General features: G+C 69.7%; 18 protein-coding genes and 1 tRNA gene. 7 read left to right on the top strand and 12 right to left on the bottom strand.

What is annotated here, in order from left to right; genetic code table 11:
* Nucleotides 1-140: 140 nt before the first annotated feature.
* From pknB to P3L51_RS19885, 6 genes are all read right to left on the bottom strand, one after another.
* On the bottom strand, nucleotides 141-2,153 hold the full coding sequence (pknB, locus tag P3L51_RS19910) for a Stk1 family PASTA domain-containing Ser/Thr kinase (protein ID WP_354606610.1): 2,013 nt from the start codon (nucleotides 2,151-2,153) through the stop codon (nucleotides 141-143).
* 366 nt (nucleotides 2,154-2,519) lie between these two features.
* The gene (locus P3L51_RS19905) at nucleotides 2,520-3,980 is read right to left on the bottom strand and encodes a peptidoglycan D,D-transpeptidase FtsI family protein (protein ID WP_354606609.1); all 1,461 of its coding nucleotides are present in this window, start codon (nucleotides 3,978-3,980) and stop codon (nucleotides 2,520-2,522) included.
* Nucleotides 3,977-5,386 (bottom strand): FtsW/RodA/SpoVE family cell cycle protein, encoded by a 1,410-nt coding sequence (locus tag P3L51_RS19900; RefSeq protein WP_354606608.1) that lies wholly within the window; start codon nucleotides 5,384-5,386, stop codon nucleotides 3,977-3,979. The genes P3L51_RS19905 and P3L51_RS19900 overlap by 4 nt, the downstream gene beginning before the upstream one ends.
* Before the next feature lie 25 nt (nucleotides 5,387-5,411).
* Nucleotides 5,412-6,935, bottom strand: coding sequence for a PP2C family protein-serine/threonine phosphatase (locus P3L51_RS19895; RefSeq protein ID WP_354606607.1), 1,524 nt, complete (start codon nucleotides 6,933-6,935; stop codon nucleotides 5,412-5,414).
* A 141-nt stretch (nucleotides 6,936-7,076) separates the two neighbouring features.
* Nucleotides 7,077-7,592 carry an FHA domain-containing protein FhaB/FipA gene (locus P3L51_RS19890; protein WP_354606606.1) on the bottom strand — a complete coding sequence of 172 codons (516 nt, stop codon included), beginning with the start codon at nucleotides 7,590-7,592 and terminating at the stop codon, nucleotides 7,077-7,079.
* A gap of 10 nt (nucleotides 7,593-7,602) precedes the next feature.
* On the bottom strand, nucleotides 7,603-8,487 hold the full coding sequence (locus P3L51_RS19885; protein ID WP_354606605.1) for an FHA domain-containing protein: 885 nt from the start codon (nucleotides 8,485-8,487) through the stop codon (nucleotides 7,603-7,605).
* Between the two features lie 315 nt (nucleotides 8,488-8,802).
* Here P3L51_RS19885 and P3L51_RS19880 point away from each other — a divergent pair.
* Nucleotides 8,803-8,889, top strand: a tRNA-Leu gene (locus P3L51_RS19880).
* 307 nt (nucleotides 8,890-9,196) lie between these two features.
* On the opposite strand, the gene P3L51_RS19875 is transcribed toward P3L51_RS19880, so the two are convergent.
* Complete coding sequence (locus tag P3L51_RS19875) at nucleotides 9,197-9,808, bottom strand: FMN-dependent NADH-azoreductase (protein WP_354606604.1); 612 nt, start codon at nucleotides 9,806-9,808, stop codon at nucleotides 9,197-9,199.
* 104 nt (nucleotides 9,809-9,912) lie between these two features.
* Here P3L51_RS19875 and P3L51_RS19870 point away from each other — a divergent pair, with 104 nt between their 5' ends.
* The 4 genes from P3L51_RS19870 to P3L51_RS19855 all read left to right on the top strand — a co-directional run bounded on the left by P3L51_RS19870 (nucleotide 9,913) and on the right by P3L51_RS19855 (nucleotide 13,314).
* Nucleotides 9,913-10,269, top strand: a complete 357-nt coding sequence (locus P3L51_RS19870; RefSeq protein ID WP_354606603.1) for a winged helix-turn-helix transcriptional regulator — start codon at nucleotides 9,913-9,915, stop codon at nucleotides 10,267-10,269.
* Between the two features lie 90 nt (nucleotides 10,270-10,359).
* Entirely contained in the window at nucleotides 10,360-11,835 is a 1,476-nt protein-coding gene (locus P3L51_RS19865; RefSeq protein WP_354606602.1) for a DUF2252 domain-containing protein, read from the top strand.
* 103 nt (nucleotides 11,836-11,938) lie between these two features.
* Nucleotides 11,939-12,883, top strand: a complete 945-nt coding sequence (locus P3L51_RS19860; RefSeq protein ID WP_354606601.1) for a J domain-containing protein — start codon at nucleotides 11,939-11,941, stop codon at nucleotides 12,881-12,883.
* 86 nt (nucleotides 12,884-12,969) lie between these two features.
* Nucleotides 12,970-13,314, top strand: a complete 345-nt coding sequence (locus tag P3L51_RS19855) for a rhodanese-like domain-containing protein (RefSeq protein ID WP_354606600.1) — start codon at nucleotides 12,970-12,972, stop codon at nucleotides 13,312-13,314.
* Nucleotides 13,315-13,652: 338 nt separating this feature from the next.
* On the opposite strand, the gene P3L51_RS19850 is transcribed toward P3L51_RS19855, so the two are convergent.
* The 5 genes from P3L51_RS19850 to paaA are packed head-to-tail and all read right to left on the bottom strand — an operon-like array spanning nucleotide 13,653 to nucleotide 17,279.
* Nucleotides 13,653-14,708 carry a 2Fe-2S iron-sulfur cluster-binding protein gene (locus P3L51_RS19850; RefSeq protein WP_354606599.1) on the bottom strand — a complete coding sequence of 352 codons (1,056 nt, stop codon included), beginning with the start codon at nucleotides 14,706-14,708 and terminating at the stop codon, nucleotides 13,653-13,655.
* Nucleotides 14,709-15,215, bottom strand: a complete 507-nt coding sequence (gene paaD, locus P3L51_RS19845; RefSeq protein WP_354606598.1) for a 1,2-phenylacetyl-CoA epoxidase subunit PaaD — start codon at nucleotides 15,213-15,215, stop codon at nucleotides 14,709-14,711.
* Nucleotides 15,209-15,949 (bottom strand): 1,2-phenylacetyl-CoA epoxidase subunit PaaC, encoded by a 741-nt coding sequence (gene paaC / locus P3L51_RS19840; protein WP_354606597.1) that lies wholly within the window; start codon nucleotides 15,947-15,949, stop codon nucleotides 15,209-15,211. Before paaC ends, paaD begins: the two co-directional genes overlap by 7 nt.
* A complete protein-coding gene (paaB, locus tag P3L51_RS19835) occupies nucleotides 15,946-16,236 on the bottom strand; it encodes a 1,2-phenylacetyl-CoA epoxidase subunit PaaB (protein WP_189106154.1) in 291 nt (96 codons plus the stop codon). The genes paaC and paaB overlap by 4 nt, the downstream gene beginning before the upstream one ends.
* Nucleotides 16,233-17,279: a 1,2-phenylacetyl-CoA epoxidase subunit PaaA gene (paaA, locus tag P3L51_RS19830; protein WP_435594486.1), complete on the bottom strand. Its 1,047-nt coding sequence runs from the start codon at nucleotides 17,277-17,279 to the stop codon at nucleotides 16,233-16,235. Before paaA ends, paaB begins: the two co-directional genes overlap by 4 nt.
* Before the next feature lie 113 nt (nucleotides 17,280-17,392).
* Between paaA and P3L51_RS19825 the strand changes: the two genes are divergently transcribed.
* On the top strand, nucleotides 17,393-18,193 hold the full coding sequence (locus tag P3L51_RS19825; protein WP_354606596.1) for a DUF5819 family protein: 801 nt from the start codon (nucleotides 17,393-17,395) through the stop codon (nucleotides 18,191-18,193).
* Nucleotides 18,190-19,439 (top strand): HTTM domain-containing protein (locus tag P3L51_RS19820; RefSeq protein WP_354606595.1); only part of this gene is annotated, 1,250 nt, incomplete at its 3' end. The genes P3L51_RS19825 and P3L51_RS19820, both read left to right, overlap by 4 nt.

Raw genomic sequence — 19,439 nt, 5'->3', positions numbered from 1 at the left:
GGGACGGCCGCGGCAAGGCGACCGAAGCCGAGCGGAAGCGGAAGAGGAAGCGCTCGGAGCAGAGCGCGCGAGACACGAAGAAGCCCCGGCATCCTCTTAAGGATGCCGGGGCTTCTTCAACTCCTCATGAAGCGGGGACCTCAGTCCTGGTTGCCTCTCCCGCCTCCGATGAAGCCTCCGATGTCACCGCCGCCGTTGTCCCCGCCGCCGCCCGTGGGAGCCACGAACAGCGTCACGGTGCTGCCCTTGTCGACCGGCTGGCCGCCGGGCGGGTTGGTCCCGATCACTCGCGCGTTGGGGTCGTTCGGCGAGTTGGGCGCCAGTGCGACCGCCAGGCCCAGGCCTTCCAGCTGGGCCTTCGCCTCGGCGAAGGTCTTGTTCCCGAGGTCGCCGGGGATCTGCACCTTCTCCGGCTGCGGCGGGCCCTTCGAGACCTGGAGCGTGACCTGACTGTTCTTCGGTGCCTTGGAGTTGCCTGTCGGGCTCTGGCCGACGACGGTGTTCGCCGCCTTCTCGGAGTCCACCTCGGTGCGCGCGACCGTGAAGCCGAGCGTTTCGAGCTGGCTCTTCGCCTCTTCGAACGGCTTGTCCGTGACGGGCGGCACCAGGACCTGTGCCTGCTTGGCGACGGAGAGCGTGACCGTCGAGCCCTTCTCCGCCTCCGAGCCGCCGTTGGGCTTCTGGCTGACGACCGTGCCCGGGTCCTGGTCGCTCTCGACCTGCTTGGTCTCGACCCGGAAGTCCGCTTCCTCAAGGGTGTTCGTGGCGTCCTCGACCGCCTTGTCGGCGACGTCGGGCACCTGGACCTTCGGCGCACCCTCGGAGACGACGACCTGGATGGTGTCGCCCTGGTTCATCTTCCCGCCGGACTTGGGCGTCTGGGAGCAGATGGCGCCCTTGGGCTGGTCGCAGCGCTCCGTCCCGGACTGGGCGAGCTCGACCGACGCGTTGCTCGCCAGCCCCTTCGCCTCCTCGAACGTCTCCCCCACGAGCTGCGGCACGTCGATCCGGTCCGAACCGCCGCTGTCGCCGTCGAAGACCGCCTTGCCGATCAGGATGGCGCCCGCGAGCACCAGGACACCGGCGAGGATCAGCAGGATCGTCGAGGTGTTGGACTTCTTCTGCCGGCGCCGGTCCGGACGGTCGTCGTAGTTGCCGTAGCCGCCGCCGTCGTCGGGGTTGACCGGCGGCATCATCGACGTCTGGCCGCCGCCGGGCGGGGCGGCGCGCAGGGCCGTGGTGGGCTGGTCGTCCGAGCCGCCGTAGCCGCCCGCGTAACCGACGGAGCCCATCGCCGCCGTGGCCGCGACGGGCTGGCCGTCGAGGCAGGCCTCGATGTCGGCGCGCATCTCGTCGGCCGACTGGTAGCGGTAGTCCGGGTCCTTGACGAGCGCCTTCAGCACGATCGCGTCCATCTCGGGCGTGATCTCGGGGTCGAAGTTGCTCGGAGCCTGCGGCTCCTCCCGTACGTGCTGGTACGCGACGGCGACCGGTGAGTCCCCGATGAAGGGCGGGCGCACGGTCAGCAGCTCGTAGAGCAGGCACCCGGTCGAGTACAGGTCCGAGCGCGCGTCGACCTGCTCGCCCTTGGCCTGCTCGGGGGAGAGGTACTGCGCGGTGCCGATGACGGCGGAGGTCTGGGTCATCGTCATGCCGGAGTCGCCCATGGCGCGGGCGATGCCGAAGTCCATGACCTTGACCTGGCCGGTGCGCGTCAGCATGACGTTGGCCGGCTTGATGTCTCGGTGGACGATCTGTGCGCGGTGCGAGTACTCCAGCGCCTGGAGGATCCCTACGGTCATCTCCAGCGTGCGCTCGGGCAGCAGTCTGCGCCCGGAGTGCAGCAGCTCTCGCAGGGTGGACCCGTCGACGTACTCCATCACGATGTACGGGATGGACACCCCGTCGACGTAGTCCTCACCCGTGTCGTAGACAGCGACGATCGCGGGGTGGTTGAGCGAGGCGGCCGACTGGGCCTCTCGGCGGAACCGGGCTTGGAAGGACGGGTCGCGGGCGAGATCGGCCCGCAGCGTCTTCACAGCGACGGTGCGGCCGAGCCGGGTGTCGTGCGCGAGGTACACCTCGGCCATGCCACCACGGCCGAGCACCGAGCCCAGCTCGTACCGGCCGCCGAGGCGACGCGGCTCTTCCATACTGTTCCAGCCCTCTCCGTCTGTCCCGACCGCACCGGTGTGCGGTCCGGCGGTGTGCTGTTCGCGCATACGCTACCGGGCACGCCGCATCCGGTCCGACCGTCCCTGGTAGCTGATACAGGACTGGTACTTGAATGGCCACATATCGGTCGTAATGCTTGTGTCTCCGATAGTGAGACAGATCACCGGCAGGACATCGGCGGCCGAATTTCGATTCTCCGGAAATTCCGCCGCTCTGCCCGCCGGGTCGGTGTAGAGGGAAACTTGTCCCGCGTTTATCGGCGGTCCGCAGTCCGATCCGCCGTCCGGTCCGACAATGGCCCGGACAGCGTCGGCAGCTGTCCGGGCCATTGCGGGATATCCCGACTATTTCTTGCTGTCGATCACGGCTTCCATGACGTCCTTGGCGATCGGGGCGGCGAGACCGCCACCGGAGATGTCGTCACGGGTGGCGTCGCTGTCCTCGACGACGACAGCGACCGCGACCGGCGACCCGTTCTCGCCCTTGGCGTAGGAGATGAACCAGGCGTACGGGTTCTTGCTGTTGTTCTCGCCGTGCTGCGCGGTACCGGTCTTGCCGCCGACGGTCACGCCGGCGATCTTGGCGTTCTTGCCGGTGCCCTCGTTGACGACCGTCTCCATCATCTCCTGGAGCATCTGCGCGTGCTCCTGGCTGAGGGGCTGGCCCATCTCCTCGGACTCGGTCTTCTTTATGACGTCCAGGTTCGGCGCTTCGAGCTGGTCGATCATGTACGGCTTCATCAGCTTGCCGTCGTTGGCGATGGCGGAGACGACCATCGCCATCTGGAGCGGGGTGGTCCGGGTGTCGAACTGCCCGATGGAGGAGAGCGCGGTCTGCGAATCGTTCAATTCCTCGGGGAAGATCGAGGCGTTGGCGCGGACCGGGACGAACTGCTCCTCGTTGAATCCGAATTTCTTCGCGGTCTCCAGCATCTTGTCCGCGCCGACGTCATAGCCGAGCTTGCCGAAGACGCTGTTGCAGGAGACCCGGAGCGCGTCCCTGAGCGTCGCGTTCTCGCACGGGATGTTGCCCTCGTTCACCAGCGGCGTCCTCGTGCCCGGCATGATCCACGGGAGCGGGGACTTGGTCTTCGCGTCGATGTCGTCCACGACGCCGTGCTCCAGCCCCGCCGCGGCCGTCACGACCTTGAAGGTGGAGCCGGGCGGATACGTCTCGCGCAGAGCGCGGTTCAGCATCGGCTTGTCGGTGTCCTTGCCGAGCTTGTTCCAGGCCTTCTCGTCCGTGGCGCCGTAACCGGCGAAGGACGAGGGGTCGTACGAGGGGGTGGAGGCCAGCGCGAGGATCTTGCCGGTCCTCGGCTCCAGGGCGACGACGGCGCCCTTCTTGCTGCCCAGCCCCTCGAAGGCCGCCTTCTGCGCGGCACCGTTGAGGGTCGTGACGACGTTGCCGCCCTTCTCCTCGTCGCCGGTGAACATCGCCATCGTGCGGTCGAAGAAGAGCTGGTCGTCGTTGCCGGTGAGGATGCCGTCCTCGATGTTCTCGATCTGGGTGGCGCCGAAGGCCTGCGAGGCGTATCCGGTGACCGGTGCCCACATCGGGCCGTCGAGGTAGGTCCGCTTGAACTTGAAGTCGGTGTCGGTGGTCTTGGCCGATCCGGTGATGCGCTTGCCGTCGACCACTATGTTGCCGCGCTCGCTCGCGTACCGCTCGATCAGGACGCGGCGGTTGCGCTCGTGGCTGTTCAGCTCGTCGGCCTCCACGTACTGGAGCCAGTTGGTGCGCACCAGCAGCGCCAGGACGAGGAGCCCGCAGAAGATCGCGATGCGTCGCAGGGGCTTGTTCACGGTCGGACCACCTGGGTCATCTCGGCGTCGGTTGACGGGGCGGGCGCCGGGGCGGGACGGCGTGCGGTGTCGCTGATTCTGATGAGGATGCCGATCAGCGCCCAGTTGGCGATCACCGAGGAACCACCGGCCGCGACGAACGGCATGGTCATACCGGTCAGCGGGATGAGGCCCATCACGCCGCCGGCGACGACGAACACCTGGATGGCGAAGGCGCCGGAGAGGCCGATCGCCAGGAGCTTGCCGAACGGGTCGCGGGCGGCGAGCGCCGTCCGTACGCCGCGCTCCACGATCAGGCCGTAGATCAGCAGGAACGCCATCGTGCCGGCGAGACCGAACTCCTCGCCGACGGTGGACAGGATGAAGTCGGAGTTGGCCGCGAATCCGATCAGGTCGGAGTTGCCCTGCCCGAGCCCGGTGCCGAGCGTGCCGCCGGCGCCGAACGACATGAGGGCCTGGCCGACCTGCTCGCTCTGCTCCCACGTGGAGTCTGCGAAGGGGTTGAGCCAGAACTCCACACGCTGCTGGACGTGGGGCTCGAACGTCGCGACACCGACCGCGCCCGCGGCGGACATCACCAGGCCGAAGACGATCCAGCTGGTGCGTTCCGTGGCGACGTACAGCATCACGACGAAGAGGCCGAAGAAGAGCAGCGAGGTGCCGAGGTCGGTCTCGAAGACCAGGATGAGGATCGACATGGCCCAGACCATGAGGATCGGGCCGAGGTCACGACCGCGCGGCAGGTAGAGGCCCATCACCCGGCGGCTGGCGAGCGCCAGGGCGTCGCGTTTCACCATCAGATAGCCCGAGAAGAAGATCGCGATGATGATTTTCGCGAACTCACCGGGCTGGACGTTGAAGGGGCCGATGCTGACCCAGATCTTCGCGCCGTTCACCGCCGGGAAGAAGACCGGGAGGATCAGCAGGACCAGCGCCACCGCCATGGAGATGTAGGTGTAGCGCTGGAGGATGCGGTGGTCCTTGAGCAGCAGCAGGACCGCGACGAAGAGCGCGATGCCGATCGCGGAGTACAGCAGCTGCTTGGGGGCGTCGGGTGTGAAGCCGCCGAACTGCCGTTGCGCGCGCTCGATCAGCCGGGGCGACTGGTCGAGCCTCCAGATGAGGACGAGTCCCAGGCCGTTGAGCAGGGTGGCCAGCGGCAGCAGCAGCGGGTCGGCGTACGGGGCGAACTTACGCACCACGAGATGGCCGACACCGGCCAGCAGCCCGATGCCCAGGCCGTACCCGATCATGCCGCTGGGTACCTCGTCGTTGACCGCCAGGCCGACGTTCAGGTAGGCGAGGACCGGGATGATGACCGCGAAGGCGAGCATCGCGAGCTCGGTGTTGCGGCGGCTCGGCGCTTCGATCGCGCCGATGGTGGTCGTGTTGGTGACAACGCTCATGGTGGTGTAGGCCCCCTACGGCCGGCTACTGCTTACCGCAGTTCGAGGCCAGCTTCTGCTCCTCCTCCGAGAGGCTGGGGCCCGGAGTGGGAGTCGCTGTTTTCGCCGTTTCTGGCTTGGAGTTGGTATTGGTGTCGGTCTGCGGCTTGGTCCCGGTCGTACCGCCGGCCTCGCCCTCGCCGGTGATCGCGTTCGCCGCGCGCTCGGACTCGCGGCGCTGTTCGTCCTTCTTGCACGCCGCGGCCTGCTTGGAGAGATCGTCGATCTTGGTGCGCGCGGAGGCCTTGCTGCCCTCGGCGATGGTGTCCTCGACCTGCTTGCGCTGGTACGGCGGCAGGTACTTGAGTTCGATCTTGGCGAAGTCCTGTTCGACCTTCGACAGCGAGACCCAGGCCAGATCCTGGCTGATGCCCCGGTAGAGCGCGACGTGCTCGTCGTTGGTCCCGACGTAGTACTGGGTCTGGGTCCAGCGGTAGCCGCCGTACAGACCGCCGCCGACGACCGCCAGCGCGAGCACGATGTAGAACGAACGCTTGAGCCACTTGCGGCCGGAGCGCGGCTTGACGAAGTCGTCGTCGCTGTACGCCCCGAAGCCGGCGTCCGGCGGCATGCCGCCGTAACCTGCCCCGTCTCCACTGCCCGGCGGTCCGAAGCCCCCCGGAGGGGGCTGGTGCTGCTGCGGTACGGGACGGCCCAGGCCGGCGGCGCGGCCCGCGGGCGTCTGCATCGACGGGTCGCTCTCGGCGGCGTGCAGCTGCTGGTTCTCGGCCACGGCGCCGACGACGACCGGGGTGTCGTTGAGCTGTCCGGCGAGGGTGTCGTTGGACTCGACGTCCAGGACGTCGGCGACGATGCAGGTGATGTTGTCGGGACCGCCGCCGCGCAGAGCGAGCTGGATGAGGTCCTGGATGGTCTCCTGCGGGCCCTGGTAGCTCGCCAGGGTCTCTTCCATCGTCTGGTGCGAGACAACGCCGGAGAGGCCGTCGGAACAGATCAAGTACCGGTCGCCCGCGCGGACTTCGCGGATCGAGAGATCGGGCTCGACATGGTCGCCGCTGCCCAGCGCGCGCATCAGCAGGGAGCGCTGCGGGTGGGTGGTGGCCTCTTCCTCGGTGATGCGCCCCTCGTCGACGAGGCGCTGCACCCAGGTGTGGTCCTGGGTGATCTGCGTGAGCACACCGTCGCGCAGGAGGTAGGCACGGGAGTCGCCGACGTGTACGAGGCCGAGGCGCCGGCCCGTCCACAGGAGGGCGGTGAGCGTGGTGCCCATGCCCTCCAGCTGGGGGTCCTCCTCGACCATCACGCGCAGCTGGTCGTTGGCGCGCTGGACCGCCGTACCGAGCGAGGTGAGGATGTCCGATCCCGGCACATCGTCGTCGAGCTGCACGAGCGTGGAGATCACCTCCGACGAGGCGACCTCGCCGGCGGCCTGGCCGCCCATGCCGTCGGCGATGGCCAGGAGGCGGGGTCCGGCGTAGCCGGAGTCCTCGTTCCCCTCCCGGATCATGCCTTTGTGCGACCCCGCGGCGAAGCGCAGAGAAAGACTCATGCGCGCCTCCCCTGTCGGTTCGCCAGCCGAATGTGGCGCCAGCCGGTCTCGAGCCACACTGCCCACCCTCCGGTCGGGAGCATGCCGCGGTCCCACGTCGGGACCGCCGCGGCTCGCTCGCTCCGCTCGCTCATTGTCGTACTACTTCCGCAGCTCGATGACGGTCTTGCCGATGCGGATCGGCGAGCCCGGCGGAATCGGCGTCGGCGTGGTGAGCCGGGTCCGGTCGAGATACGTGCCGTTGGTGGACCCGAGGTCCTCGACGATCCACTGGCCGTCGCGGTCCGGGTAGATCCTGGCATGCCTGCTGGACGCGTAGTCGTCGTCCAGCACGATCGTTGAGTCGTGCGCCCGGCCCAGGGTGATGGTCTGTCCCTGGAGGGCCACCGTGGTGCCGGTGAGGATTCCCTCCGAGACGACCAGCTTCGTGGGCGCCCCCCGGCGCTGGCGCCCGCCCTGCGACCGCTGCGCGGGAGGCGCGGCGGTCTGGCGGGCGGCGCCCTGCGGCGGACGCGCGTCGGCGTTGCGGCGTGAGCCGCGCTGCGTGACACGTGTGCCGAACAGATCGCTCCGAATGACCTGGACGGCCACAATCACGAACAGCCACAGAACAGCTAGGAAACCTAGCCGCATGACCGTCAGGGTCAGCTCTGACATTGCCCCCGCTTCACCCTTCGGCTTGCCGGTAAACGATGGTGGTTTGGCCCACGACGATCCGCGAGCCGTCGCGGAGCGTAGCGCGGGTGGTGTGCTGTCCGTCCACCACGATGCCGTTGGTGGACCCGAGGTCCTGGATCGTCGAGGGCGTTCCGGTCCGGATCTCGCAGTGCCGGCGCGAGACGCCGGGGTCGTCGATCCGTACGTCGGCGTCGGTGCTGCGGCCCAGCACCAGCGTGGCTCGTGAGATCTGGTGGCGGTTGCCGTTGATCTCGATCCAGCGGCGGACCTGGGCGCCCGGCATCGCCCCGGGGGGCGGTGTCGACGGGGGCTGCGTGGTCTGTCCCGGGCGCGCGGCGCCCGGTGGTGGCGTCGGCGGCATGGGAGGCGGGGACGCGGGCGGGTAGCCGTAGCCGCCGGGCGACGCGGCCGGTGCGGCGGGCGGGGCCGAGGGCCCCCGGCCGGGGGCCGCTCCGCGGGCGGGCGCGGGTCCCGGACCCTGCTCGGGGCCCTGTGACGAACTCGACGCGAGCGTGCGGCTGCGTACCCGGTACAGACCGGTGTCGAGATCGTCGGCCTTCTCCAGATGGACCTTGATCGGGCCCATGAACGTGTAGCGCTGCTGCTTCGCGTAGTCGCGTACGAGTCCGGAGAGTTCGTCGCCGAGCTGTCCCGAGTACGGGCTGAGGCGCTCGAAGTCGGGCGCGCTCAGCTCCACGATGAAGTCGTTGGGGACGACGGTCCGCTCGCGGTTCCAGATCGTGGCGTTGTTGTCGCACTCACGCTGAAGGGCGCCGGCGATCTCCACGGGCTGGACCTCGGACTTGAACACCTTCGCGAAGGTGCCGTTGACCAGACCTTCGAGTCGCTGCTCGAAGCGCTTCAGGACTCCCATGGGGCACCTCCTTCGTCGTTGCCGTCCTGGTACTGCTTACTGATCGTATCCACGTGTGGGGAAACCGGCTGGTTCCCCTTGTCTGCCCCGTCGATGAGTGTCACCTCTCACACGGATCGTAGAGGCGGCCTCCAGGACAGTGTCCCGCATGCGGGGTGCACTCCGGAGGAGTGGGGGAGGCCGCTCCAGGTTGCTTGTTCCCCGGCAGGGTTGCCGAGATAAACGGATGTGATTCCACCCTGTGCAGCGTGCTAATCTTTTCGATGTCGCCAGGCGATCACACCAGCAGGTGAGAGACCGGACGGCACACCCAATGCGCGGGTGGCGGAATAGGCAGACGCGCTGGATTCAGGTTCCAGTGCCCGAAAGGGCGTGGGGGTTCAACTCCCCCCTCGCGCACCAGAGAAACCGATGAGACGGGTTCTCGCCAGAGACGAAAGTCCTGGCGGGGCCCGTTTCTCGTATGTCCGGATCCTGATGGGCGGCGTGGCTCGTGCGGTGACGCATGTCACCGGGCGGGGGTGGCGACGAACTGACCCGCACCCGGTACGGCCTGGGGTGCGGGTCAGTGTGCGTGCGGTGGGTGCCTTCGGTGCCCTCGGTCTTTGGGCTGTCGGTCCCTGCGGTCGTGGTCCGTGCGCTCTCGGTCCGTGCGCTCTTGGTTCGTGCGCTTTCGAACGTGCCTTCGCGGTCGGTCCGTGCCTTCGCGTCAGGCGACGAGGCGGGCGGCCAGGGCCTTGGCCTTCTGCGCGGCTTCTTCCCGTGCCTTCGCGCGGGAGGCCTCGGCGAGCGGGATGAGGTCGGCCATCGCGGGCACCGTGTGGGCCAGGGTCAGTTCGGGGACGATGAAGTCGACCTCGACGCCGAACATCCCGTTCAGCACCTTCTCCAGGTAGTTCTGGACGAACTCGAAGTCCTCGCGGGGGGTACCCGTCGCGTACGAGCCGCCCCGGCTGGCGACGACCGTGAACGGCCTGCCCTTGATCGGGCTGTCCTCGCCGGCGTTGTGGCCATTGATGATCACGTGGTCCAGCCACGCCTTCAGGGTGGACGGGATCGTGAAGTTGTACATCGGGGCGCCGATGAGAACCGCGTCCGCGGCCGCCAGTTCGGCGGCGAGTTCGGCGCGCAGCGCGTTCTCCGCGCCCGCGGCGACGGCGGCGATGGTCAGGTGCGGCAGCGGGGCGGCGGCGAGATCGCGGTAGACGACCTCGCCCTGCGGGTGCTGTTCGCGCCAGCCCTGGACGAACGCGGCGGTGACGTCGCGGGAGGCGGATCCCTGCGGGGAAACGGCGGAGTCGAGGTGCAGCAGCGTGGCCATGAGGGTCTCCATGGGTGGGGAATGGGCGGATTCGTTCGTACCTATGAATAACACAGTAGCTTACTTTTTATTAGGTACTCATGAGTCCGCAGTACCCTGGGGGCATGGAGGGAAGCTGCGGGGACCCGTGCAAGCCGGCCGACGTGGGGATGACGCGTGTCTTTGAGCTGTTCGGCAAGCGGTGGACCGGGCTGATCGTGTCCGTCCTTCTGCAACGCGCCGTGCACTTCGCGGAGTTGAGGCGGGCGATCCCCGGCATCAGCGAACGCATGCTGTCCGACCGGCTGACGGAGCTGGCGGCGGCGGGGCTGCTCGTGCGCGAAGTCGAGGAAGGACCGCCGCTGCGGGTCGCGTACCGGCTCACGGAGGCGGGGGCGGCGATGGAGCCGGCGCTGCGGGAACTGGGGCGGTGGGCCGAGAAACATCTGGCGGGCGAGAGCGGCTGCCCGGAGCGGGATTAGGGGGTTATCCACAGGGGGAGCGGTCGTCGGGGCGCGGCTGTACCGTCGTGGGCAGTTGATGTTGATCGAGTACGGGGGAGGCGGCGCGCCATGGGTGAGGTCGGTTCGGTGGTGACGGACGAGCGCATTCCGGTGGTGCCGGGCTTCGCGCGGCGCGAGACGCCGGGCGGTGCGGGGAGCACGCCGAAGGACGCGGGGAGGGCGCTCCGGGAGCGGGTGCCGAGGTCTTCGCACGACTCGCTGGTGCTGTCGGCCTCGCGGCCGGACGCGGTGCGGGCCGTCGAGGAGTCGAGCCGCGACCGGGTGCCCGAGCTGGCGCCGCTGCGGGTGGGCCGCATGGCCGCGACGCCCTTCGCGTTTCTGCGGGGCGCGGCAGGACTGATGGCGTACGACCTGGTGGGGACGCCCGTGACGGGCGCGGGCGCGCAGATCTGCGGTGACGCGCACGCGGCGAACTTCGGGTTGTACGGGGACGCGCGAGGCCGCCTCGTCATCGATCTGAACGACTTCGACGAGACGGTGGTCGGCCCCTGGGAGTGGGACGTCAAACGGCTCGCCACCTCGCTGGTGCTCGCCGGGCGTGAGGCCGGCGCCGACGAGGAGACGTGCCGGCGCGGCGCTCAGGACGCGGTGGGCGCGTATCGGCGCACGATGCGGCTGCTGTCGAAGCTGTCGGCCCTGGACGCGTGGAACGCGATCGCCGACGAGGAGCTCGTCTCCCACACGGACGCGCGCGACCTGGTGGGGACGTTGGAGCGGGTGTCGGAGAAGGCGCGCAAGAACACGAGCGCGCGGTTCGCCGCCAGGTCGACCGAGGTCGTGGACGGCGACGGAAACGGTGACGGGGCCGGCGACGGGGCCGGGAGCGCGGGCGCGACGGCGCAGCGGCGCTTCGTCGACGCGCCGCCGGTGCTGCGCCGGGTGCCGGACGAGGAGGCCGCGGCGGTCGCGGCGGCGCTGGGTGAGTACGTGGGCACGCTCTCGGAGGACCGGCTGCCGCTGCTCGCGCGGTACGCGATCCACGATGTGGCGTTCCGGGTGGTCGGCACGGGCAGTGTCGGTACGCGGTCGTACGTGGTGCTGCTGCTGGACCACCGGGGCGAGCCGCTGGTGCTTCAGGTGAAGGAGGCGCGGGCGTCGGCGCTGCTGCCGTTCGTGGAGGCCGCGGGGTTCGAGACGCCGGGTGTGGAGCACGAGGGGCGCCGGGTGGTGCTCGGGCAGAAGCGGATGCAGGTCGTCAGCGACAACCTGCTGGGCTGGACGACGGTGGCCGGCAGGCCCTATCAGGTACGGCAGTTCAGGAACCGCAAGGGGAGTGTGGATCCGGCCGCGCTCCCGGCCGACCAGGTCGACGACTACGCGCGGATGACCGGCGCGCTGCTGGCCAGGGCGCACGCGCACAGCGTGGACCCGCGGCTCGTCGCGGCCTACTGCGGCAAGAACGAGCAGCTGGACGAGGCGGTCGCGGCTTTCGCCGTCGCGTACGCGGACCGGACCGAGGCGGATCACGCGGAGCTGGTGACGGCAGTCAGGAGCGGACGGATAGCCGCCGAGCTCGGGGTGTGACGGCGGCGGGAATCGGGGCGGGGCCCGGGATCCGCGGGGCGTACCGGGGTCGTGCGACCAGGGATGTGAAGGAGTGGGGTGCGTTCGCCCGTAGGCTGGACGGGTGACGCAGGACGCCTTCGGGGAGCCGACGATCCGTAACGACGACGAGCAGGACGTGCCAGACGTGCCGGATGCGACGACGGATGCCGCCGAGGACGCGGACGCCACGAAGGGCGTCGGGGAGGCGTCGGGTGCGGCGGACGGGGGCGCCGGGGCGGCGCCGGGGCCCGAGCGGCCGGAGGCGCGGCTGGAGCGGGCCGTGCGGGCCGCCGAGCAGGCGTTGATCGAGTTCGAGATCGCGCTGGAGACGTTCCGGGTCGAGGTGGAGAACTTCTCCCGGCTGCATCACCAGCGGCTCGGCCCCATGTACGCGCGGCTGGACGAGCTCGACGCGATGATCGCCGAGGCCCGCGCGTCCCGGTCGGGCGACCCCGAGGATCTGCGCAAGGCGCGTGAGGCACGGGCGATGGTGCAGCCGATGCCGGGGATCGAGGAGCTGTTCCACGACTGGCTCGACTCCGACGGTCTGTCGCCGGAGGCCGCGGCGATGCTGACCGACCAGCCCGTGCAGCCTCCCAAGCGGGTGCGGCCGGCCGACGAGGTGCGCAAGCTCTACCGTGACCTGGCCCGCAAGGCACACCCGGATCTGGCGCAGGACGACATCGAGCGGGCCCGGCGGGACGAGTTCATCACCCGTGTGAACGCGGCCTACGGACGCGGGGACGAGGCGCTGCTCAGGCAGCTCGCCGAGGAGTGGGCGGCGGGGCCCGCGCCCAAGGAGCCGCGCCTGAGCGAGAGCGAGGAGCTCTACGCCCGGCTGGAGTGGCTGGCCCAGCGCAAGGAGATGCTGACGCTCGTGGCGAAGGAGCTGGAGCAGAGCGCTATCGGCGCGATGCTTCAGATGGCGCCCGACGACCCCGACCGGCTGCTGGAGGAGATCGCCGAGCAGCTGCTGGCCGAGGTTTCGGGACGCGAGTCCGAACTGGCCAGGTTGGTGCAGAGCTAACGCGTCCCGTACGCGAGGCTGTACCTGTCGCACCCGCCGTACCTGTCGCACCGGCGGACACACACGTAAGAGAGAAGGCACATCACATGAGTTTCGCCCAGCTGCCCGCAGTGGATGTCGCGGGAGTGCCGTCCGACGGTCTGGTGCTCGACGTCCGTGAGGACGACGAATGGGCGGCGGGCCATGTCGAGGGCGCGCTGCACATCCCGATGAGCGATTTCGTGGCGCGCTTCGGTGAGGTGACCGAGGCGGTGGCCGACGGGCGCAAGGCCTTCGTCATGTGCCGGGTCGGTGGCCGGTCCGCGCAGGTCACCCAGTATCTGGTGCAGCAGGGCATCGACGCGGCGAACATCGAGGGCGGGATGCAGGCCTGGGACGGCGCGGGGCGCCCGATGGTCACCGACAACGGCAACCCGGCGTTCGTCCTCTGACAAGCCGTCACCGGCGCGACCTCGGCGTCCCGTTGACCCGGCTCGCCTCGGTGGGCAGGGCCGTCCCGGCCGCCGGGCGTGAAAAGCAGGTTCGCTTCGGCCACTGCTGGTTCGCCGAAGTGCGTACGCGGACAGGGCGTCCGGAGGTCGTACGTCTGCCGTCTGCCGTGGGGTGCCGGGTCCGTATCCGCTGCCGTGCGCGGTGAGGACGACCATCCGTGTATCGCGCAGCAGGCTCCTTCGGCTGCGTGGCCTCGACCCGGCCGTGCTCGGACCACCGGTCGACGGGCCCGCCCGCTGACGGCAGGCGGGCGGGCCCGGTGGCGCGGTGGCCGCTGTCAGCGGTCGAAGTCCAACTCGACCTCGGCGGTGGCCGGGTGGGACTGGCAGGCCAGTACGTAACCCGCTTCCGTCTCCTCGGGCTCCAGGGCGAAGTTGCGGTCCATCCGTACCTCGCCCGAGACGAGGAAGGCCCGGCACGTCCCGCAGACGCCGCCCTTGCACGCGTACGGAGCGTCCGCCCGGCTGCGCAGCACGGTCTCCAGAAGGGAGTCCCCCTCGCGGACGGGCCAGCTGCCGGAACGGCCGTCGAGCGTCGCGGTGAGCGTGCCTCCGGCGGGGGTGCCCGAGGTGGCGGCGGGTGTGGCCGCGCCCAGCGCGCCGTCGTCCACATGGAAGATCTCCTGGTGGATCACCGTCCGGCGGACGCCGAGGTCGCGCAGCGCCCGCTCCGCCCCCTTGACCAGACCGAGCGGGCCGCACAGGAACCAGCCGTCGACACCGCCCACCGGGAGCAGCGCGGGCAGCAACCGCGCCAGACGCTCCTCGTCCAGCCGGCCCGAGGGAAGCCCGGCCTGCTGTTCCTCCCTGGACACGACCGTGACCAGCTGGAAGCGGTCCGGATAACGGTCCTTGAGGTCGGCGACCTCCTCCAGGAACATCGTCGAAGCCACCGTGCGGTCGCTGCGGATCAGACAGAACCGGGCGTCCGGCTCCCGCGCCAGGAGCGTCGAGGCGATCGACAGCACCGGGGTGATGCCGCTGCCGCCGACGATCGCGGCGAAGTGCCCGGCGCGCGGCGCGAGCAGGAAGCGGCCGGTCGGCTCCATGACGTCGACCGTGTCGCCCACGGCGAGTTCCTTGAGGGCGTACGTCGAGAACTCGCCGCCCTCGACCAGCCGGATACCCACCCGCAGCACGGGGCGCTCGCCGGCGGGGGCGCAGATCGAGTACGTACGGCGGATCTCCTCGCCGTCCACGACGCGGCGCAGCGCGATGTGCTGACCCGGTGTGTGCCGGAACGTCTCGTCGAGCTCGGGCGGCACGGCGAAGGTGACGGTCACCGAGTCGTCCGTGAGCCGCTCGACCTCGCTGACGCGGAGCGGATGGAACATCTACAACTCCTTGAAGTGGTCGAACGGTTCACGACAGGCCGAGCAGCGGCGCAGCGCCTTGCACGCGGTGGAGGAGAACCTGCTCAGCAGCTCGGTGTCCGTCGAGCCGCAGTGCGGGCAGCGGATGGCGAGGGTGAGCGGCACCGGTCCGTCCGTGCTGTGCGGGCGGGGCGGGGCGATGCCGAACTCCGCGAGTTTGCGGCGGCCTTCGGCGCTGATGTCGTCCGTCGACCAGGCGGGGGAGAGCACCGTGACGACGGAGACGTCCGGTATGCCGTTCTCGTGGAGCACGCGCTCGATGTCCGAGGACATCGCCTCGATCGCCGGGCAGCCGGTGTAGGTCGGGGTCAGTTCGACCTCGACCCGGCCGGGGCCGAAGACATGGACGGCTCGCAGCACGCCCAGCTCCGCCAGCGTCACCACCGGCAGCTCGGGGTCGGGCACGGAGCCGGCGAGCGCGCGCAGTTCGCGCTCCAGCGCGGTCGCCTCGCTCGTCCCGGTCACCATGACGCCCCCGGGTGGCTGCGGTGCAGGTGCTGCATCTCGGCGAGCATGCGGCCGAACGACTCGGTGTGCAGGCCCTGTCTGCCCGCGCCCGCCGCCCATGCCCCGGAGCGTGGTCCGTCGGGCACCGTCAGCGTCGCGCGCTCCAGCACGGCGGTGATGGAGGTGAGCCAACGCTCCTCCAGCTCCCGCTCGTTGACCCCGTCCAGCCCGTCGCCGTCGCCGATGGGCTCGAACATCTCGCCGGTGAACCGCCACAGCGCCGTACAGGCCCGCTGCATCCGCTCATGGCTCTCGGCGGTGCCGTCACCGAGCCGCAGTGTCCACTGCTCGGCGTGGTCCTGGTGGTAGTCGACTTCCTTCACGGCCTTGGCGGCGAGTGCGGCGAAGGGCCCGTCGCCGGTCGCCAACCGGCCGTACAGCAGCCGCTGGTAGGTGGAGAAGTAGAGCTGGCGGGCGATCGAGTGCGCGAAGTCGCCGTTGGGCTGCTCGACCAGCTGGAGGTTGCGGAAGGCACGCTCCTCGCGCAGATAGGCCAGCTCGTCCTCGTCCCCCACCGACGAGTACAGGATCCGGGCCTGGCCCAGCAGATCCAGCGCGATGTTGGCGAGGGCCACGTCCTCTTCCAGCTCGGGCGCGTGTCCCGCCCACTCCCCCAGCCGGTGCGACAGGATCAGCGCGTCGTCGGCGAGGGCGAGGGCCGCGGTCCGGGCTCCCGTGTCCGTAGGGGCGCTCACAGGTGACGCACCCCCTCCGGGATCTCGTAGAACGTCGGGTGCCGGTACGGCTTGTCGCCGGCCGGCTCGAAGAACGAGTCCTTCTCGTCCGGCGAGGACGCCGTGATCGAGGCGGAGGGGACCACCCAGATCGACACGCCCTCGCTGCGCCGGGTGTAGAGATCGCGCGCGTTGCGCAGGGCCATCTCCGCGTCCGGGGCGTGCAGGCTTCCGGCGTGCGTGTGCGAGAGCCCCCGCCGGGAGCGCACGAACACCTCCCACAGAGGCCACTGGGTCGAACCGCTCATGCCGTCGCCTCTTTCTCCGCGCCGATGCCGTTGGTGCCGTTGGTGGCGTCGATGACGGGGGTGTCGCCGGTGCCGCCGCTGTGCTTCGCCGCGTACGCCGTCGCCGCCTCGCGTACCCAGGCGCCTTCCTCGTGGGCACGGCGCCGCTGGCTGATCCGCTGTTCGTTGCAGGGGCCGTTGCCCTTCAGGACCTCGCGGAACTCGTTCCAGTCGATCGCCCCGAAGTCGTGCTGTCCCCGCTCCTCGTTCCACTTCAGGGCCGGGTCGGGGAGCGTGAGACCGAGCGCCTCGGCCTGGGGGACACAGATGTCCACGAACCGCTGCCGCAGTTCGTCGTTCGAGTGCCGCTTGATCTTCCAGATCATCGACTGCGCGGAGTGCGCCGACTCGTCGTCCGGCGGGCCGAACATCATCAGTGAGGGCCACCACCAGCGATTCACCGCGTCCTGCGCCATCTCGTGCTGCGCGGGGGTGCCACGGCTGAGGGCGAGCAGCGACTCGTACCCCTGGCGCTGGTGGAAGGACTCCTCCTTGCAGATACGGACCATCGCGCGGGCGTACGGCCCGTACGAGCAGCGGCAGAGCGGGACCTGGTTGGTGATCGCGGCGCCGTCCACCAGCCAGCCGATGGCGCCGACGTCCGCCCAGGTCAGCGTCGGATAGTTGAAGATCGAGGAATACTTCTGGCGGCCGGTGTGGAGCTTGTCGAGCAGCTCGTCCCGGCTCGTGCCCAGCGTCTCCGCCGCGCTGTAGAGATACAGCCCGTGCCCCGCCTCGTCCTGCACCTTGGCCATCAGGATCGCCTTGCGCCGCAGCGAGGGCGCGCGCGTGATCCAGTTGGCCTCCGGCTGCATGCCGATGATTTCCGAGTGGGCGTGCTGGGCCATCTGGCGGACGAGCGATGCGCGGTAGGCCTCCGGCATCCAGTCGCGGGGCTCGATGCGCTCGTCGGCGGCCACGGCGGTGTCGAACGCCGCCTCGTGTGCCTCGGCCGTCGTCTCCATCGTCGCCTCCACAGACGTCCCCGCGGTCACTGCCGTCATCCGGGCCCCCTACCGACCGATCGTTCGGTTCATTGACTTCAATGGTCGGTCGGCGGCCCGTAGGGTGTCAACCCTGTGGATAACCGACTGTGGAAAGACGGGGATCGGGGCGGATGGATTCGTACGACGACAAGGGTGAGAATCCGGAGCCACCACCGGGTCCACCACCGGAGCCACCGCCCGGTCCCTCACGGGGGATAGCAGGGCTCTCCTTCCCGTACCAAGTGGTTGCCGCGCTCGCTCTCGCGGTCGTCGGACTGGTCGCCGTGGGCCATGTGGCCATGGTGTTCCTGCACGTCGCGCCCGACAACACGGTCTCCAAGAAGTACGGCGCCCAGGTGGGCGACTGGGTCTTTCCGGAGTTCGAGCAGAACTGGAAACTCTTCGCGCCCAACCCGCTCCAGCAGAACATCGCCGTCGAGGTGCGCGCCGAGGTGGACACGGCGGACGGATCGCGCGGTACGACCGACTGGATCAATCTGACCGCCGAGGACGGCGCGGCCATCCGCGGCAACCCCCTCCCCAGCCATGTCGACCAGAACGAGCTGCGCCGGGGCTGGGACTTCTTCGTCAACTCCCACGACGACGAGGCCCGTCCCGTCGGTCTGCGCGGACAGCTCTCCGAGAGCTACATACGCCGGATAGTCATGCTGCGCCTGGAGGCGCACGATCTCGGCGGCCCCGTCGAACGTTTCCAGGTCAGGTCCGCCACCCGCTTCGTCGAGGCGCCCCCGTGGAGTGACGAGAAGATCAACACGAAGCCTGCCTACCGCGTCTTCCCGTGGTGGACCGTGACTCCCGAGGACCTGTCCGACGGCGTACGGAACCAAGGCGTACGCGACCAAGGCGCGGGGAACGCCCTCGCGGGCACCGGCGACGTACCCGACGACGGCCGTACGGAGGCCCGCGGATGAGCCGCCCCGTCCGCCCAGTCCGCCCCGACCTCCCGGCACACGAGGAGCCCGTGGCACCCGTGGCACCGGTGGCACCGGTGGCGCCGGTGGCACCCGTCAGCCGCAAGGCCGCGCTCGCCCTCCAGCGCGTCACGTCCCGGGCCCTCGGCCCGCACCAGAGCGCCGTCGTCCGCATCGGCTTCGCCGCCACCTGGCTCCTCTTCCTGCTGCGTGAACTGCCGAACCGCCGCGAGCTGTACGGGCCCGGCAGCCCGTGGAGCTGGGACATGGCCCAGCAACTGATCGCGGGCAACGGCGCGTTCACCACGCTCATGTGGTCCGACAGCGGCGTCTGGTTCGAGATCGTGTACGCCGCCGCCGTACTGTCCAGCGCCCTGCTGATGATCGGCTGGCGCACCCGCACCATGTCCGTGCTCTTCATGGTGGGCGTGCTGTCCCTCCAGAACCGCAGCATCTTCATGGGCGACGGCGGCGACAACGTCATCCACCTGATGGCGATCTATCTGGTGCTCACCCGCTGCGGTCAGGTCTGGTCGCTGGACGCCCGCCGGGAGGCCCGCGCCGCGCGCGTCGTGGCGTCCGGCGGGACCGCGCCGGTGGACCGGGTCGGACCGCTCCTGTGGGTCGTGCTCGGCGTGGCCCTGCTGGGCACGCTGCTGGACAGGACCGGCGGAGAGTGGTGGGTGACGGCGCTGCTGTGGACGCTGTGGCTCTCCCAGGGGCTGTGGTGGGCGGTGAACCGTTACGCGCCGAGGAGCGAGCCGCGCGCGCTGCTGGACGTCATCGCGAACCTCACGCACAACGCCGCGTTCGCCGTGATCATGGTGGAGGTCTGCCTGATCTACGCCACGGCCGGCTGGTACAAGATCCAGGGCTCGCGCTGGCAGGACGGCACCGCGCTGTACTACCCGCTGCACCTGGACTACTTCGCCCCCTGGCCCGCCCTCTCCGACATCCTGGCGTCCAGCGGCGTGATCGTGCTGCTGCTGACGTACGGCACCGTCATGGTGCAGGTCGCGTTCCCGTTCACACTCTTCAACCGGCGCGTCAAGAACGTCCTGCTGGTGGCCATGATCCTGGAGCACGCGGGCATCGCCGTCCTGCTCGGGCTGCCGTTCTTCTCGCTCGCGATGATCGCCGCCGACGCCGTCTTCCTGCCGACGGGCTTCCTGATGAAGCTCGGCGACGCGGCGACCACGGTGCGGCGACGGCTCACCGAGCGCCCGGCCCACGAGGGCGACGACGG

The organism is Streptomyces panacea (assembly GCF_040560175.1).
Classification (GTDB): domain Bacteria; phylum Actinomycetota; class Actinomycetes; order Streptomycetales; family Streptomycetaceae; genus Streptomyces; species Streptomyces panacea.
Note: the sequence above shows the minus strand (reverse complement) of the source record. Positions and strands in the feature narration are given on the sequence as shown.